Source organism: Bacillus sp. AK031, from assembly GCF_053903065.1.
The window spans coordinates 4,146,954-4,162,175 of record NZ_CP096424.1; the positions used below are offsets into that span (position 1 = coordinate 4,146,954).

19 protein-coding genes are annotated in these 15,222 nt (G+C 42.6%); all 19 read right to left on the reverse strand.

Annotation, left to right across the window (positions count from 1 at the left end; translation table 11 throughout):
* Positions 1 to 16: 16 nt before the first annotated feature.
* The 19 genes from rplX to rpoC all read right to left on the reverse strand — a co-directional run bounded on the left by rplX (position 17) and on the right by rpoC (position 15,205).
* A complete protein-coding gene (gene rplX / locus M1E09_RS21210) occupies positions 17 to 328 on the reverse strand; it encodes a 50S ribosomal protein L24 (protein ID WP_456272763.1) in 312 nt (103 codons plus the stop codon).
* A gap of 35 nt (positions 329 to 363) precedes the next feature.
* Entirely contained in the window at positions 364 to 732 is a 369-nt protein-coding gene (gene rplN, locus M1E09_RS21215; protein ID WP_006838978.1) for a 50S ribosomal protein L14, read from the reverse strand.
* Between the two features lie 45 nt (positions 733 to 777).
* Entirely contained in the window at positions 778 to 1,041 is a 264-nt protein-coding gene (rpsQ, locus tag M1E09_RS21220; RefSeq protein WP_006838979.1) for a 30S ribosomal protein S17, read from the reverse strand.
* Positions 1,042 to 1,060: 19 nt separating this feature from the next.
* On the reverse strand, positions 1,061 to 1,264 hold the full coding sequence (rpmC, locus tag M1E09_RS21225) for a 50S ribosomal protein L29 (RefSeq protein WP_113929762.1): 204 nt from the start codon (positions 1,262 to 1,264) through the stop codon (positions 1,061 to 1,063).
* Positions 1,254 to 1,688 carry a 50S ribosomal protein L16 gene (gene rplP / locus M1E09_RS21230; protein WP_113929761.1) on the reverse strand — a complete coding sequence of 145 codons (435 nt, stop codon included), beginning with the start codon at positions 1,686 to 1,688 and terminating at the stop codon, positions 1,254 to 1,256. The genes rpmC and rplP overlap by 11 nt, the downstream gene beginning before the upstream one ends.
* A gap of 2 nt (positions 1,689 to 1,690) precedes the next feature.
* The gene (gene rpsC / locus M1E09_RS21235; protein ID WP_456272764.1) at positions 1,691 to 2,347 is read right to left on the reverse strand and encodes a 30S ribosomal protein S3; all 657 of its coding nucleotides are present in this window, start codon (positions 2,345 to 2,347) and stop codon (positions 1,691 to 1,693) included.
* Positions 2,348 to 2,350: 3 nt separating this feature from the next.
* On the reverse strand, positions 2,351 to 2,692 hold the full coding sequence (rplV, locus tag M1E09_RS21240) for a 50S ribosomal protein L22 (RefSeq protein ID WP_456272765.1): 342 nt from the start codon (positions 2,690 to 2,692) through the stop codon (positions 2,351 to 2,353).
* 19 nt (positions 2,693 to 2,711) lie between these two features.
* The gene (gene rpsS / locus M1E09_RS21245) at positions 2,712 to 2,990 is read right to left on the reverse strand and encodes a 30S ribosomal protein S19 (RefSeq protein ID WP_113929759.1); all 279 of its coding nucleotides are present in this window, start codon (positions 2,988 to 2,990) and stop codon (positions 2,712 to 2,714) included.
* Positions 2,991 to 3,050: 60 nt separating this feature from the next.
* Positions 3,051 to 3,881, reverse strand: coding sequence for a 50S ribosomal protein L2 (gene rplB / locus M1E09_RS21250; RefSeq protein WP_456272766.1), 831 nt, complete (start codon positions 3,879 to 3,881; stop codon positions 3,051 to 3,053).
* A gap of 30 nt (positions 3,882 to 3,911) precedes the next feature.
* Positions 3,912 to 4,196: a 50S ribosomal protein L23 gene (rplW, locus tag M1E09_RS21255; protein ID WP_456272767.1), complete on the reverse strand. Its 285-nt coding sequence runs from the start codon at positions 4,194 to 4,196 to the stop codon at positions 3,912 to 3,914.
* Entirely contained in the window at positions 4,196 to 4,819 is a 624-nt protein-coding gene (gene rplD / locus M1E09_RS21260; RefSeq protein WP_456272768.1) for a 50S ribosomal protein L4, read from the reverse strand. The genes rplW and rplD overlap by 1 nt, the downstream gene beginning before the upstream one ends.
* Before the next feature lie 30 nt (positions 4,820 to 4,849).
* The gene (gene rplC, locus M1E09_RS21265; RefSeq protein ID WP_456272769.1) at positions 4,850 to 5,479 is read right to left on the reverse strand and encodes a 50S ribosomal protein L3; all 630 of its coding nucleotides are present in this window, start codon (positions 5,477 to 5,479) and stop codon (positions 4,850 to 4,852) included.
* Between the two features lie 34 nt (positions 5,480 to 5,513).
* Entirely contained in the window at positions 5,514 to 5,822 is a 309-nt protein-coding gene (gene rpsJ, locus M1E09_RS21270; RefSeq protein ID WP_034676072.1) for a 30S ribosomal protein S10, read from the reverse strand.
* Positions 5,823 to 6,734: 912 nt separating this feature from the next.
* Positions 6,735 to 7,925, reverse strand: coding sequence for an elongation factor Tu (gene tuf, locus M1E09_RS21275; RefSeq protein WP_456272770.1), 1,191 nt, complete (start codon positions 7,923 to 7,925; stop codon positions 6,735 to 6,737).
* Positions 7,926 to 8,054: 129 nt separating this feature from the next.
* Complete coding sequence (gene fusA / locus M1E09_RS21280) at positions 8,055 to 10,133, reverse strand: elongation factor G (RefSeq protein WP_456272771.1); 2,079 nt, start codon at positions 10,131 to 10,133, stop codon at positions 8,055 to 8,057.
* A 48-nt stretch (positions 10,134 to 10,181) separates the two neighbouring features.
* A complete protein-coding gene (rpsG, locus tag M1E09_RS21285) occupies positions 10,182 to 10,652 on the reverse strand; it encodes a 30S ribosomal protein S7 (RefSeq protein ID WP_113929751.1) in 471 nt (156 codons plus the stop codon).
* Between the two features lie 48 nt (positions 10,653 to 10,700).
* A complete protein-coding gene (gene rpsL, locus M1E09_RS21290) occupies positions 10,701 to 11,123 on the reverse strand; it encodes a 30S ribosomal protein S12 (protein WP_113929750.1) in 423 nt (140 codons plus the stop codon).
* Positions 11,124 to 11,225: 102 nt separating this feature from the next.
* Positions 11,226 to 11,474, reverse strand: a complete 249-nt coding sequence (locus M1E09_RS21295) for a 50S ribosomal protein L7ae-like protein (RefSeq protein WP_456272772.1) — start codon at positions 11,472 to 11,474, stop codon at positions 11,226 to 11,228.
* Between the two features lie 134 nt (positions 11,475 to 11,608).
* Complete coding sequence (rpoC, locus tag M1E09_RS21300) at positions 11,609 to 15,205, reverse strand: DNA-directed RNA polymerase subunit beta' (protein WP_456272773.1); 3,597 nt, start codon at positions 15,203 to 15,205, stop codon at positions 11,609 to 11,611.
* Positions 15,206 to 15,222: the final 17 nt, after the last annotated feature.

Below are 15,222 nucleotides of genomic sequence, written 5' to 3' on the forward strand. Positions count from 1 at the left end.
TCCCTTCTACTTTGAACTATTTATCTAGAACTTCACCAGATTTTTTTGCTACACGTACATTTTTACCATCAACCTTCTTGAATCCTACACGAGTTGGCTCGTTAGATTTCGGATCAAGCAGCATTACATTCGATACATGAACAGGTGCCTCTTGGCTGATGATTCCGCCTTGCGGATTCGCTTGAGAAGGTTTTGAGTGTTTTTTAATAACATTGATTCCTTCTACAAGAACACGGTCCTTCTTAGGGAATGCTGATAATACAATACCAGTCTTGCCCTTGTCTTTACCCGTGATAACCATTACTTTGTCGCCTTTTTTAACATGCATTAGTCGCACCTCCTCTTAACGCACAATAGGTTCTATTAAAGAACTTCTGGAGCTAATGATACAATCTTCATAAAGTTATTTTCGCGCAATTCACGTGCTACAGGTCCGAAGATACGAGTACCACGCGGTCCTTTATCATCACGGATTATTACACATGCGTTTTCATCAAACTTAATGTAAGTTCCGTCTGTACGGCGAACTCCGCTCTTCGTACGAACAACAACAGCTCTTACTACGTCGCCTTTTTTAACAACGCCACCTGGTGTTGCTTGTTTTACTGTACATACGATAACATCACCGATATTCGCTGTCTTACGGCCAGATCCGCCAAGTACTTTAATTGTTAAAACTTCACGAGCACCAGAGTTGTCGGCAACTTTCAAACGAGATTCTTGTTGAATCATCTAGGTAACCTCCCTTCGGAATAAACATCAATCCGAACAATATAATTAAATAATTACTGCTTTTTCTACTACTTCTACTAAACGGAAACGTTTTGTAGCTGAAAGCGGGCGAGTTTCCATGATACGAACGATATCGCCAGTTTTAGCTTCGTTTTGCTCATCATGAGCTTTAAACTTTTTAGAGTATTTTACGCGTTTGCCGTAAAGTGAGTGTTTTTTGTAAGTTTCTACTAGAACTGTAACTGTTTTATCCATTTTATCGGAAACAACACGGCCAGTATAAACCTTACGTTGGTTGCGTTCACTCATTCTGCAAACCTCCTCTCAATTATCGATTGTTAACGCCGATCTCTCTTTCATGGATTACAGTTTTCATACGAGCGATCGCTTTGCGCACTTCACGAATGCGGGCAGTGTTTTCAAGCTGTCCTGTCGCAAGCTGGAAGCGAAGGTTGAATAGTTCTTCTTTTAAAGATTTTACTTTTTGATCAATTTCGGCAGTGGTTAAGTCACGGATTTCATTAGTTTTCATTTGATTCACCACCAATTTCCTCTCTTTTCACAAACTTAGTCTTAATAGGAAGTTTGTGTGATGCAAGACGAAGTGCTTCACGAGCTACCTCTTCAGATACACCTGCAATTTCAAACATGATCTTTCCAGGTTTAACAACTGCAACCCATCCTTCAGGAGCACCTTTACCAGAACCCATTCGGACTTCTAGAGGCTTAGCAGTGTAAGGTTTGTGAGGGAAAATTTTAATCCACACTTTACCGCCACGTTTCATGTAACGAGTCATAGCGATACGTGCAGCTTCAATTTGACGGTTAGTGATCCAAGAAGCTTCTACAGCTTGTAAGCCGTATTCACCGAACGCAACCTCTTGACCGCCTTTAGCGCGACCACGCATCTTACCACGATGTTCACGACGATATTTAACGCGTTTAGGCAATAACATAATTATTTTCCTCCTTCCTCAGATTTCTTCTTAGCAGGAAGGACCTCTCCACGATAGATCCATACTTTAACACCAAGTTTACCGTAAGTTGTGTCAGCTTCAGCATGAGCATAATCAATGTCAGCGCGAAGTGTATGAAGTGGAACTGTTCCTTCGCTGTAATGTTCAGCACGAGCGATATCTGCACCGCCAAGACGACCAGATACTTGAGTTTTGATACCCTTAGCTCCTGCGCGCATTGCACGTTGGATAGATTGTTTTTGAGCACGACGGAAAGATACACGGTTTTCTAATTGGCGAGCGATATTCTCTGCAACTAGTTTCGCGTCAAGGTCTGCTCTCTTGATTTCAACGATATTGATGTGTACACGCTTAGAAGTAAGCTCATTCAAAGCTTTACGTAAAGCTTCAACCTCTGTACCACCTTTACCGATAACCATACCAGGTTTTGCTGTATGAACTGTAATATTGATGCGGTTAGCCGCACGCTCGATTTCTACTTTAGAAACAGATGCGTCTACTAAACGTTTCGCAATATATTCACGTACTTTAAGGTCTTCGTGCAGAAGATTGGCATAATCTTTATCAGCGTACCATTTTGATTCCCAATCACGAATAACTCCTACACGCAGTCCGACTGGATGTACTTTTTGACCCACGAATTATCCCTCCTTCTTTTCTGATACCACGATAGTGATGTGGCTTGTGCGTTTGTTGATTTGGCTTGCGCGTCCCATCGCACGTGGGCGGAAGCGTTTCATTGTTGGACCCTCGTTAACAAAGGCATCAGTGATGACTAAGTTGTTCACGTCCATGTCATAGTTATGTTCTGCGTTAGCGATAGCAGATTTTAATACTTTCTCAACTACTGGAGAAGCAGCTTTAGGAGTAAGATTTAAAATCGCTACAGCTTCACCTACTTGCTTACCTCGGATTAGATCAACCACTAAACGTACCTTACGAGGAGCAATACGAACTGTTTTAGCGACAGCTTTAGCTTGCATTAGGATACCCTCCTCTCAATTAGCGTCTTGTTTTCTTGTCATCATTTCCATGACCTTTGTAAGAACGAGATGGTGCGAATTCACCAAGCTTGTGTCCTACCATGTCTTCCGTTACATATACTGGTACATGTTTACGACCATCGTAAACTGCGATTGTATGACCGATGAAATTCGGGAAGATTGTTGAACGGCGTGACCAAGTCTTAACAACTTGTTTCTTTTCGCCTTCGTTTAACTTCTCGATTTTAACCATCAAATGATCATCAACAAAAGGTCCCTTTTTTAAGCTACGACCCATGTTTGAACCTCCCTTCGTGATTGTTCTACGGCTCTGTAGTTGAACCGTAGTTCAATCCCGTTATTTTTTGCGACGGCGCACAATAAACTTGTCAGATTTGTTCTTTTTCTTACGAGTCTTGAATCCAAGAGTTGGTTTACCCCATGGAGACATTGGTGATTTACGTCCGATAGGAGCGCGTCCTTCACCACCACCGTGTGGGTGATCGTTAGGGTTCATTACAGATCCACGTACAGTTGGGCGCTTGCCTAACCAGCGAGAACGACCTGCTTTACCGATGTTGATTAGTTCGTGCTGTTCGTTACCCACTTGACCGACAGTTGCGCGGCAAGATGAAAGGATCATGCGAACCTCACCAGAGTTTAAACGTACAAGTACGTACTTACCTTCTTTACCAAGAACCTGTGCTGATGTACCAGCAGAGCGTACCAATTGTCCGCCTTTACCTGGTTTAAGTTCGATGTTATGAACTACAGTACCTACAGGGATGTTGATAAGTGGTAATGCGTTACCTACTTTAATATCTGCTTCAGGACCAGACATTACTTCCATACCCACTTGAATTGTCTTCGGAGCAAGGATGTAACGCTTTTCTCCATCTACATAGTTGATTAATGCAATGTTTGCTGAGCGGTTTGGATCATACTCGATTGTAGCAACGCGTCCTGGTATACCATCTTTATCGCGTTTGAAGTCGATAACACGGTATTGACGCTTATGACCGCCGCCTTGATGACGAACTGTTAACTTACCTTGGTTGTTACGGCCGCCTTTTTTGTGTAAAGGCGCTAGTAATGACTTTTCTGGTTTGTCAGTAGTGATCTCTGCGAAATCAGATGAAGTCATACCGCGACGACCATTAGAGGTTGGTTTATACTTTTTAATCGCCATGTTTTTTCCCTCCTCTTCTAATTTTTAGGATTATACTTCAAAGAATTCGATTTCTTTGCTTTCAGCTGTAAGAGTGACAACTGCTTTACGACGTTTGTTCGTATAGCCAGCATGTTTTCCCATACGCTTGAACTTGCCTTTGTAATTCATAACGTTCACTTTTGCAACTTTAACGCCGAAGATTTCTTCAACTGCATCTTTAACTTGAGTCTTGTTCGCTCTAGTGTCGACTTCAAAAGTGTATTTTTTATCAGCCATAAGATCAGTTGAAAGTTCTGTAATTACGGGGCGCTTAATGATATCGCGTGCATCCATTATGCAAGCACCTCCTCTACTTTTTCAACTGCTGCTTTAGTGATGATTAATTTATCATGAGCAACAACGTCCAGTACGCTGATTCCGTTAGCTGCAACAACTGTTACACCAGGAATGTTGCGTGCTGATAGTGCCACGTTATCTTCTGAACCTTCTGTTACCACTAGTGTTTTAGAGTTAACTGAAAGGTTTTTCAATACGTTAGCGAATTCTTTTGTTTTTGGTGCATCAAAAACAAGAGATTCTAATACTAGGATGTTCTCGTCTGCAACTTTAGTAGAAAGAGCAGATTTGATAGCTAAGCGACGAACTTTCTTAGGAAGTTTGTAGCTGTAGCTGCGTGGAACCGGTCCAAATACAGTACCACCGCCGCGCCATTGTGGTGATCTGATAGATCCCTGACGTGCACGCCCAGTACCTTTTTGACGCCATGGTTTACGTCCACCGCCTCTTACTTCAGAACGGCCTTTTACTTTGCTTGTACCTTGACGCTGAGATGCTCTTTGCATGATGACAGCTTCATATAGTACGTTTTGATTTGGTTCGATACCAAATACTGAATCATTAAGTTCTACATCACCAACTTGTGATCCGCTTTGGTTAAATAATGCTACTTTCGGCATTCGTGTTTCCTCCTTTCCAAAAGAGTTATATTATTTTGTTTTTACGCCAGTTTTAACTTTAAGCATTGCTTTTTTAGGTCCAGGAACATTTCCTTTTACTAGAAGCAAGTTGCGCTCTGCATCAACTTTGACGATTTCAAGGTTTTGGATCGTGATTTGCTCTCCACCCATGCGTCCAGGCAATAGTTTACCTTTGAATACACGGTTTGGATCAACAGGTCCCATTGAACCAGGACGACGATGGTAGCGGGAACCGTGGGACATAGGTCCGCGGGATTGGTTATGGCGCTTGATAGCACCTTGGAAACCTTTACCCTTTGAAATTCCTGTTACATCTACGATATCGCCTTCTGCGAAAATTTCTACTTTGACTTCTTGACCTACTTCATATTCTGAAGAGTTTACTCCGCGGAATTCACGGATGAAGCGCTTAGGAGCAGTTTCTGCTTTAGCAACATGTCCTTTTTCCGGTTTGTTAGAAAGCTTTTCGCGTTTGTCTTCGAAACCGATTTGAATAGCTTCGTAGCCATCAACTTCTGCAGTTTTCTTTTGAAGAACAACGTTTCCAGCTGCCTCGATAACTGTTACCGGGATAAGATCACCGTTTTCAGCAAAAACTTGAGTCATGCCGATCTTTCTACCTAAGATTCCTTTGGTCATAAGTCACACCTCCTGAATTGTTTTTGTATAGTAATTATAATTTGATTTCAATATCGACACCAGATGGAAGATCTAAACGCATTAGCGCATCAACCGTTTGTGGTGTTGGGTTAACAATATCGATTAAGCGTTTATGCGTACGCATTTCGAATTGCTCACGAGAATCTTTGTACTTATGGACCGCACGAAGAATTGTGTAAATGGATTTCTCAGTCGGAAGCGGGATTGGACCGGATACTGCCGCACCAGAACGCTTCGCTGTTTCAACAATTTTCTCTGCAGATTGATCAAGGATTCTGTGATCATACGCTTTTAAACGGATACGAATTTTTTGTTTTGCCATTATTTTCCCTCCTTTATTCGCCTACTTTAAGATAGACATTCTCCATGGAAATTTCCCACACACTCGCCATGGCAAAGCGGCCGGGTGTGTCAGCAACCTTCCATTTCATCGCAGTCAAAGACCAACATTGTCTATTATAACTAAATCACAGGAGATATGCAACATTTTCTTGAATATCTTTGCGATTAGCGCACTTTTACAATTATACAAATGTATTTGGGTGTTTGCAAGGGGAAGAGGAGATTTCAAAATATTTCTATTGTGGCTTTGCCAGGGAAGTTAATAGTAGTTGATTTCGGCTGGATGGATGGTCTTATTTTCTGTGAAGAAAGTTTTGACTGGTAAGGTACTTATATATATAGAAGATTTTGTTTTGAGGTGAATTTTTTTGTGGATGATGAGAGTGAGTAGGTGAATCATTGATATATAATAATACTATCAATCCCGATGTTTTTTTATTTCTTTATGAGGTTCCTTTGTTTGAATTCTAAGCATTTATGGTTGCCGTGCCGATCTTCGGTATGCTGCTTAGGCATATGTTAGAGTTGCAGAAATTTTTATATTCTAACTTCCTGGGGATTATGGAATTAGGTCTTTTTTTAACTGAGTGTTTACGGCCTAATCATCCTATTATAGAAACACTTTCTTCTTATAATAGTACGTTTACAGCCTAATCACCCTATTCTAGATACTCTTTCTTTTTCTAATAATATATTTACTGCCTAATCACCCTATTATTGATACACCTTCTATTTATAATAGTATATTTATGAACTGCTCCCCGTAAGCAATCACTATACGAACGGATTAATGTATACTTTTCGATCTATCCCGCATATCCTACGAATTACAAGCATATAAAAAAGCAGATGGGCTCCGGATCCCATCTGCTTAAATGTATTAAGAGTAAGATTACTCTTGGATTGTAGCAACTACTCCAGCGCCTACAGTACGTCCACCCTCACGGATAGAGAATTTAGTACCTTCTTCGATAGCGATTGGAGAGATTAGTTCAACTGTCATTTCGATGTTATCTCCAGGCATAACCATTTCTACGCCTTCAGGAAGATTACAGATACCAGTTACATCAGTTGTACGGAAGTAGAACTGAGGACGGTAGTTAGTGAAGAATGGAGTGTGACGTCCACCTTCTTCTTTAGAAAGAACATAAACTTCTGCTTTGAACTTTGTGTGTGGAGTGATTGTACCTGGCTTAGCAAGTACTTGACCACGTTGGATATCTTCACGGGATACACCACGAAGAAGAGCTCCGATGTTGTCTCCAGCTTCTGCATAGTCAAGAAGCTTACGGAACATTTCTACACCAGTTACAGTAGTAGATTTAGGCTCTTCTGAAAGACCGATGATGTCTACAGTGTCACCAACTTTAACTTGTCCACGCTCAACACGTCCAGTTGCAACTGTTCCACGGCCAGTGATTGAGAATACGTCCTCAACAGGCATCATGAATGGTTTTTCAGTGTCACGCTCTGGAGTTGGGATGTAGCTATCTACTGCTTCCATAAGTTCGTAGATTTTCTCTTCCCACTCAGCTTCTCCTTCAAGAGCTTTAAGAGCAGAACCTTTGATTACTGGTACATCATCACCAGGGAAATCATATTCAGAAAGAAGGTCACGAACTTCCATTTCTACTAGTTCAAGTAGCTCTTCGTCGTCTACCATATCACATTTGTTCATGAATACTACTAGGTATGGTACACCAACTTGGCGAGAAAGAAGGATGTGCTCACGAGTTTGTGGCATTGGGCCGTCAGCAGCAGATACTACTAGGATTCCGCCGTCCATTTGAGCAGCACCAGTGATCATGTTCTTAACGTAGTCAGCATGTCCTGGGCAGTCAACGTGTGCATAGTGACGAGTATCAGTTTCATACTCAACGTGTGCAGTAGAGATTGTGATACCGCGCTCTCTTTCTTCTGGAGCACCATCAATTTGGTCATACGCCATAGCTGTTCCACGGCCGTATTTTTTGTGCAATGTAGTAGTGATTGCAGCTGTTAATGTAGTTTTACCATGGTCAACGTGACCAATTGTACCGATATTAGCATGTTGCTTGGAACGATCGAATTTTTCCTTACCCATTAGGAAATCCTCCTTTAAATTATAAAAAATTAAGTATATTTTATATGGATTGCCAGAAGGCGGTTTCCCACCTTCTTTGACACCATAGCTTACACTAGTATTTATACTTGATTATAGTGAATAAATCAATTATTCACCTTTATTTTTTTTAACGATTTCTTCTGCGATTGATTTAGGTACTTCTTCATAATGGTCGAAGTGCATAGAGTATGTTCCGCGACCTTGCGTGTTAGAACGCAATGAAGTTGCATAACCAAACATTTCAGAAAGTGGAACGAATGATTTAACTACTTGTGCGTTTCCGCGGGCTTCCATTCCTTCTACACGTCCACGGCGAGAAGTGATATCACCCATGATGTCTCCCATGTATTCTTCAGGGATAACAACTTCAACCTTCATCATTGGTTCAAGGATTGCTGGATCACACTTAGAAACTGCGTTCTTAAGTGCAAGAGATGCAGCTACTTTAAAGGCCATTTCAGAAGAATCGACGTCATGGTATGAACCATCAACAAGTCTAGCTTTTACATCGATTAGCGGATATCCAGCGATAACACCATTTTCCATAGCATCTGCTAGACCAGCTTGTACTGCAGGGATGTATTCACGTGGAACAACCCCTCCGACAATTCCGTTTTCGAATTCGAAGCCTTTTCCTTCTTCATTTGGAGAGAACTCAATCCAAACGTGACCGAATTGTCCACGACCACCTGATTGACGGGCAAATTTACCCTCAACCTTAGCAGAACCGCGGAATGTTTCACGATAAGAAACCTGAGGAGCACCAACATTTGCTTCAACCTTGAACTCACGTCTCATACGGTCAACGATGATATCCAAGTGAAGTTCACCCATACCCGCGATGATAACTTGTCCAGTTTCCTGGTCAGTATGCGCACGGAATGTAGGATCTTCTTCTTGAAGTTTTTGTAAAGCAGTCGTCATCTTATCTTGGTCAGCTTTAGATTTAGGCTCAACCGATAAAGAGATAACCGGCTCTGGGAATTCCATAGACTCAAGAATAACCAGACTCTTTTCGTCACATAGAGTGTCACCAGTAGCAGTATCTTTCAAACCAACAGCTGCTGCGATATCACCAGCGTATACTGTTGAGATTTCCTCACGAGAGTTAGCATGCATTTGCAGGATACGTCCTACACGCTCACGCTTGCCTTTCGTAGAGTTTTGTACGTAAGAACCAGAATCAAGTGTTCCGGAATATACGCGGAAGAATGTAAGTTTACCAACATAAGGGTCAGTCATAACTTTAAATGCCAATGCAGAGAAAGGAGCGTCATCTGTTGAAGGACGAGTCACTTCTTCTTCTGTATCCGGAAGCATACCTTTGATGTCAGCAACATCAGTTGGTGCTGGAAGGTAGTCGATGACAGAATCGATCAACAACTGAACACCTTTGTTTTTGAAGGCAGAACCACAAACTACAGGATAGAATTCAACGCTGTTAGTCGCTTTACGGATAGCAGCTTTCAATTCATCTTTAGTGAACTCTTCACCTTCAAGATATTTCATCATAAGCTCTTCATCAAGTTCAGATACAGCTTCAATTAGCTTTCCGCGGTATTCTTCAGCTTGATCTTTGTACTCATCCGGAATGTCACGAGCTTCTGCACGTGTTCCAAGATCATCTTCATAGAAATAAGCTTTCATTTCTACCAAGTCGATGATTCCTTCGAATTCATCCTCAGCACCGATTGGAAGCTGGATGGGATGTGCATTCGCTTGAAGACGGTCATGCAATGTTCCTACAGAATATAAGAAGTCAGCACCGATTTTATCCATCTTGTTTACGAATACTACACGAGGTACACCGTAAGTTGTCGCTTGGCGCCAAACTGTTTCAGTTTGAGGCTCAACTCCAGATTGTGCATCCAGAACTGCTACTGCACCATCAAGTACACGAAGTGAACGTTCAACCTCAACTGTGAAGTCTACGTGTCCTGGTGTATCAATGATGTTGATACGATGGTCTTTCCAAGATGCTGTTGTCGCAGCAGATGTGATCGTGATACCACGCTCTTGCTCCTGCTCCATCCAGTCCATCTGAGAAGCACCTTCGTGAGTTTCACCAATTTTGTGAATACGTCCAGTATAGAAAAGGATACGCTCTGTTGCTGTTGTTTTACCGGCATCGATGTGAGCCATGATACCAATATTACGAGTCTTTTCTAAGGAGAACTCTCTAGGCATGTCGTCTTTCTCCTTCCATTAATGAAAATTATTTTATATAGTAGCAGATTACCAGCGGTAGTGAGCAAACGCTTTGTTTGCTTCTGCCATTTTGTGCATATCTTCACGCTTCTTAACAGAAGCACCAGTGTTATTAGCTGCATCCAGGATTTCGTTAGCTAAACGTTCCTCCATTGTCTTTTCACCGCGAAGACGAGAGTAGTTTACTAACCAACGAAGACCTAAAGTAGTACGACGCTCTGGACGAACTTCTACAGGAACTTGATAGTTTGCACCACCAACACGACGAGCTCTTACTTCCAATACCGGCATGATATTCTTAAGAGCTTGATCGAAAACTTCCATTGCATCTTTACCTGAACGCTCGCTGATCAAATCAAACGCAGCGTATAGTTTCTTTTGAGCTTTACCTCTCTTACCGTCAATCATGATTTTGTTGATTAGACGAGAAACTAGTTTTGAATTGTACATTGGATCTGGAAGTACATCTCTTTTTGCTACAGGACCTTTACGTGGCATGTGTTTTCCTCCTTTCAACGAAAATAATCTATTCGTTAAATTAATTCATTATTTTTTTGCTGCTTTAGGGCGCTTAGTACCGTATTTAGAACGGCCTTGCATACGTCCTTCAACACCAGCTGTATCTAACGCACCACGAACGATGTGGTAACGTACCCCCGGTAAGTCTTTTACACGTCCGCCGCGGATTAACACGACACTGTGCTCTTGAAGATTGTGGCCAATACCAGGAATATAAGCAGTAACCTCGATTCCGTTAGTCAAACGTACACGAGCATATTTACGCAACGCTGAGTTCGGTTTCTTTGGTGTCATTGTACCAACACGAGTACAAACACCGCGCTTTTGTGGAGATGAAAGGTTAGTGTTAACTTTCTTGAAGCTGTTGTAACCTTTGTTTAAAGCTGGTGATGTAGATTTTGTTGATTTAGATTGGCGTGGTTTACGCACTAATTGATTAATAGTAGGCATGTGAATATCCTCCCTTCTTATATTTTATAAGCCCACACATCCAGGTGGTTCATTTTTGTGTAAAAACAAAGTCTTTGCAGTTACTTTGCTGCAAAAACTATTTTACTTAATAATAGCAACAGTTGCCGCTCCAACTTCAATACCGCATGACTTCCCTAGCTTTCGCATGGAATCAACTCGTGCCACCGGAACATCCATCTCATTGGCTGCCTGTATAACTTTCGCTGTAACTTTGTGATCAGCATCATCAGCTACAACCAAACATGATACAAGCCCGCTTTTCAGAGCTTTGACTGTCTGCTTTGTTCCTACAATGATTTCACTAGCCTGTGATACTTTTTCATAAGACATATTACATCCTCCAAAGTAACAGGTTACAATATAGGAGCAACCTTGAATATATTATCATCTTCAAAATACATTGTCAACAACAGAATGAATAATTTTATTAGTGCGGTGCTGAAATCAACACCGCACTATTTTATTTAGTCAACCGTTACTGTTTCTTCGTTTGCCTGTTCCAATACTGGCTCAGCTTTGCGATAGCGCTGCATACCCGTTCCAGCAGGTACAAGCTTACCGATGATTACATTCTCTTTCAAGCCGAGTAATTCATCGCGCTTGCCTTTGATTGCTGCATCTGTAAGGACACGTGTTGTCTCCTGGAAGGATGCGGCAGACAAGAATGAGTCTGTTTCCAGAGAAGCTTTCGTGATACCAAGCAATACCGGACGCCCCGTTGCAGGAACATCACCTTTCATAATCGCTTTTTCATTGGCATCCGTAAATTGATGGATGTCGAGCAATGTACCAGGCAGAACTTCCGTTTCACCAGCATCGATTACTCTTACTTTTCTCAGCATTTGACGTACCATTACCTCTACGTGCTTGTCGCCGATTTCAACACCCTGCATACGGTATACCTTCTGAACTTCACGAAGCAAGTATTCTTGCACTGCATTTACATCGCGCACTTTTAAAAGTTCTTTCGGGTCGATCGAACCTTCAGTGATTCCCTGACCTCTTAACACGCGGTCATTTACACCGTATTTAAGGCGGGCTGTGTATGGTGCAGTGTAAGATCTTGTTTCAACTTCACCTTGGACAGTGATTTCATATTGACGGTCTTTGCCTTCAGAGATTGAAGTGATAACACCTTCAATTTCAGAGATAACAGCCTGACCTTTTGGATGACGCGCTTCGAAAATCTCCTGGATACGAGGCAAACCTTGTGTGATATCGTCTCCGGCAACCCCTCCTGTATGGAAGGTACGCATTGTTAACTGTGTACCAGGCTCACCAATTGACTGGGCAGCAATAATACCAACTGCTTCCCCTACCTCTACCTTTTGGCCGGTAGCAAGGTTTGTTCCGTAACATTTCTCACACACACCATGGCGGGTGTTACATGTGAAAGCAGAACGGATGTATACCGTTTCAATTCCTGCGTCGATAATTGTTTTAGCCAGATCTTGAGTGATCAGCTGATTTTCTTCCACAATCACTTCATTTGTAGAAGGATGCTTAAGAACTCCTCGGGAGTAGCGTCCAATCAGACGTTCTTCAAGAGGCTCAATCACTTCAGTGCCATCTTTAATAGATGCTACATGCAGACCGCGGTCAGTTCCGCAATCTTCTTCACGGACGATAACATCCTGTGCCACATCTACAAGACGTCTGGTAAGGTAACCTGAGTCAGCTGTCTTAAGCGCCGTATCGGCAAGACCTTTACGGGCACCGTGTGTAGAGATAAAGTACTCTAGTACTGTCAGACCTTCACGGAAACTTGATTTGATAGGCAATTCGATGATACGTCCAGCCGGGTTGGCCATGAGTCCGCGCATACCCGCAAGCTGAGTGAAGTTAGATGCGTTACCACGGGCACCTGAATCACTCATCATGAAGATCGGGTTGCTTCTGTCCAGTGTAGCCATCAGCTTGCCTTGTATTGTATCCTTGGCAGCGCTCCAGATGGAGATAACTCTATCATAACGCTCATCTTCTGTGATCAAACCGCGCTTGAACTGTTTCAGCACGTTATCCACTTTGGACTGAGCTTCCTTCAGGATTTCTTCTTTTTCGCCTAGTACCACGATGTCGGCAATACCTACTGTGATACCTGCTTTAGTAGAGTACCTGAACCCTAGGTCCTTCATGCGGTCAAGCATGCGGGAAGTTTCAGTGATCGCAAAGCGTTTGAAGACTTCTGCGATAACATTTCCAAGGAATCCTTTTTTGAACGGGTTAATCAGTTCTCTATTTTTGAACTCTTCCTTAATATCAGCAGTCGGTTCAACGAAATACTGCTCAGGAGTAACTGTTTCCAGGTTACTTTGGGTAGGTTCGTTGATATACGGGAAGCTGTCAGGAAGAATTTCATTGAAAATAATTTTACCAACAGTCGTCAATAGAAGCTGTTTGTTTTGTTTTTCAGTGAATGTCTTATTATTAACAGAGCTTGCTGCTACCGCAATACGGGAATGCAAGTGTACATAGCCGTTTTGGTATGCGATAAGTGCTTCATTAGCATCTGTGAATGTGCTTCCTTCACCCTTGGCACCTTCGCGCTCCATTGTCAGGTAGTAGTTACCCAGAACCATATCCTGTGATGGAGTTACGACTGGTTTACCGTCTTTCGGGTTCAAGATGTTTTGAGCAGCAAGCATTAGCATTCTGGCTTCAGCTTGTGCTTCGGATGACAGAGGTACATGGACAGCCATTTGGTCACCATCAAAGTCTGCATTATAGGCAGTACATACGAGCGGGTGAAGGCGGATGGCTCTTCCTTCTACCAAAGTCGGTTCGAAAGCCTGGATTCCCAATCTGTGAAGAGTAGGGGCGCGGTTAAGCAATACAGGATGCTCTTTGATTACTTCTTCAAGTACATCCCATACTTCAGGCTGGATTCTTTCAATTTTACGTTTCGCACTCTTGATGTTGTGCGCAATGCCTTTTTCAACCAATTCCTTCATGACGAATGGCTTGAACAATTCAAGAGCCATTTCCTTCGGAAGACCGCATTGGTACATTTTCAAGTTTGGACCAACAACGATTACTGAACGGCCGGAATAGTCAACACGTTTACCAAGAAGGTTTTGGCGGAAACGTCCCTGTTTCCCTTTCAGCATATGGGAAAGAGATTTCAAAGGTCTGTTACCAGGACCCGTTACAGGACGCCCTCTTCGGCCGTTATCAATCAATGCATCAACAGCTTCCTGGAGCATACGCTTCTCGTTTTGAACGATTATGCTGGGTGCACCAAGATCTAATAATCGCTTCAAGCGGTTATTACGGTTGATTACACGGCGATAAAGGTCATTCAAATCAGAAGTCGCAAATCGACCGCCGTCAAGCTGTACCATTGGGCGCAGCTCTGGAGGAATGACAGGAAGAACATCAAGGATCATCCAGTCCGGATCATTTCCTGAGTTACGGAAAGATTCAACAACTTCCAGTCTTTTAATTGCCCGGGTACGTCGCTGTCCTTGAGCGGTTTTCAACTCTTCCTTCAAGAAATCTGCTTCTTTATCCAAGTCGATGTCCTGAAGAATTTTCTTGATTGCTTCAGCACCCATTGCAGCCTGGAATTTAACTCCGTATTTTTCACGGTAAGCACGATATTCTTTTTCAGAAAGAAGCTGTTTCTTCTCAAGAGCCGTATCTCCCGGCTCTGTCACTACGTAGGAAGCGAAGTAGATTACTTCTTCCAAAGCGCGGGGGGACATGTCTAAGACAAGTCCCATACGGCTCGGAATCCCTTTGAAGTACCAGATATGTGATACAGGCGCTGCAAGCTCGATGTGCCCCATTCTTTCACGGCGCACTTTCGCCTTTGTAACCTCTACTCCGCATCGGTCACAGACAACACCTTTATAACGGACACGCTTGTATTTTCCGCAATGGCACTCCCAGTCCTTTGTAGGTCCGAAAATACGTTCACAGAACAAACCGTCCTTCTCCGGTTTTAACGTACGATAGTTAATGGTTTCAGGCTTCTTTACTTCACCATACGACCAAGAGCGGATCTTGTCGGGTGATGCGAGGCCAATTTTCATATATTCAAAGTTATTTACATCTAGCAAGGGGCCTACCTCCCTTT

What these genes read in the sequence shown, in the direction of transcription:
- rplX (WP_456272763.1), bottom strand. Translation starts at nt 328, where the DNA reads ATGCATGTTAAAAAAGGCGACAAAGTAATGGTTATCACGGGTAAAGAC.
- rplN (WP_006838978.1), bottom strand. Translation starts at nt 732, where the DNA reads ATGATTCAACAAGAATCTCGTTTGAAAGTTGCCGACAACTCTGGTGCT.
- rpsQ (WP_006838979.1), bottom strand. Translation starts at nt 1,041, where the DNA reads ATGAGTGAACGCAACCAACGTAAGGTTTATACTGGCCGTGTTGTTTCC.
- rpmC (WP_113929762.1), bottom strand. Translation starts at nt 1,264, where the DNA reads ATGAAAACTAATGAAATCCGTGACTTAACCACTGCCGAAATTGATCAA.
- rplP (WP_113929761.1), bottom strand. Translation starts at nt 1,688, where the DNA reads ATGTTATTGCCTAAACGCGTTAAATATCGTCGTGAACATCGTGGTAAG.
- rplV (WP_456272765.1), bottom strand. Translation starts at nt 2,692, where the DNA reads ATGCAAGCTAAAGCTGTCGCTAAAACAGTTCGTATTGCTCCTCGTAAG.
- rpsS (WP_113929759.1), bottom strand. Translation starts at nt 2,990, where the DNA reads ATGGGTCGTAGCTTAAAAAAGGGACCTTTTGTTGATGATCATTTGATG.
- rplB (WP_456272766.1), bottom strand. Translation starts at nt 3,881, where the DNA reads ATGGCGATTAAAAAGTATAAACCAACCTCTAATGGTCGTCGCGGTATG.
- rplW (WP_456272767.1), bottom strand. Translation starts at nt 4,196, where the DNA reads ATGGATGCACGCGATATCATTAAGCGCCCCGTAATTACAGAACTTTCA.
- rplD (WP_456272768.1), bottom strand. Translation starts at nt 4,819, where the DNA reads ATGCCGAAAGTAGCATTATTTAACCAAAGCGGATCACAAGTTGGTGAT.
- rplC (WP_456272769.1), bottom strand. Translation starts at nt 5,479, where the DNA reads ATGACCAAAGGAATCTTAGGTAGAAAGATCGGCATGACTCAAGTTTTT.
- rpsJ (WP_034676072.1), bottom strand. Translation starts at nt 5,822, where the DNA reads ATGGCAAAACAAAAAATTCGTATCCGTTTAAAAGCGTATGATCACAGA.
- tuf (WP_456272770.1), bottom strand. Translation starts at nt 7,925, where the DNA reads ATGGGTAAGGAAAAATTCGATCGTTCCAAGCAACATGCTAATATCGGT.
- fusA (WP_456272771.1), bottom strand. Translation starts at nt 10,133, where the DNA reads ATGCCTAGAGAGTTCTCCTTAGAAAAGACTCGTAATATTGGTATCATG.
- rpsG (WP_113929751.1), bottom strand. Translation starts at nt 10,652, where the DNA reads ATGCCACGTAAAGGTCCTGTAGCAAAAAGAGATGTACTTCCAGATCCA.
- rpsL (WP_113929750.1), bottom strand. Translation starts at nt 11,123, where the DNA reads ATGCCTACTATTAATCAATTAGTGCGTAAACCACGCCAATCTAAATCA.
- M1E09_RS21295 (WP_456272772.1), bottom strand. Translation starts at nt 11,474, where the DNA reads ATGTCTTATGAAAAAGTATCACAGGCTAGTGAAATCATTGTAGGAACA.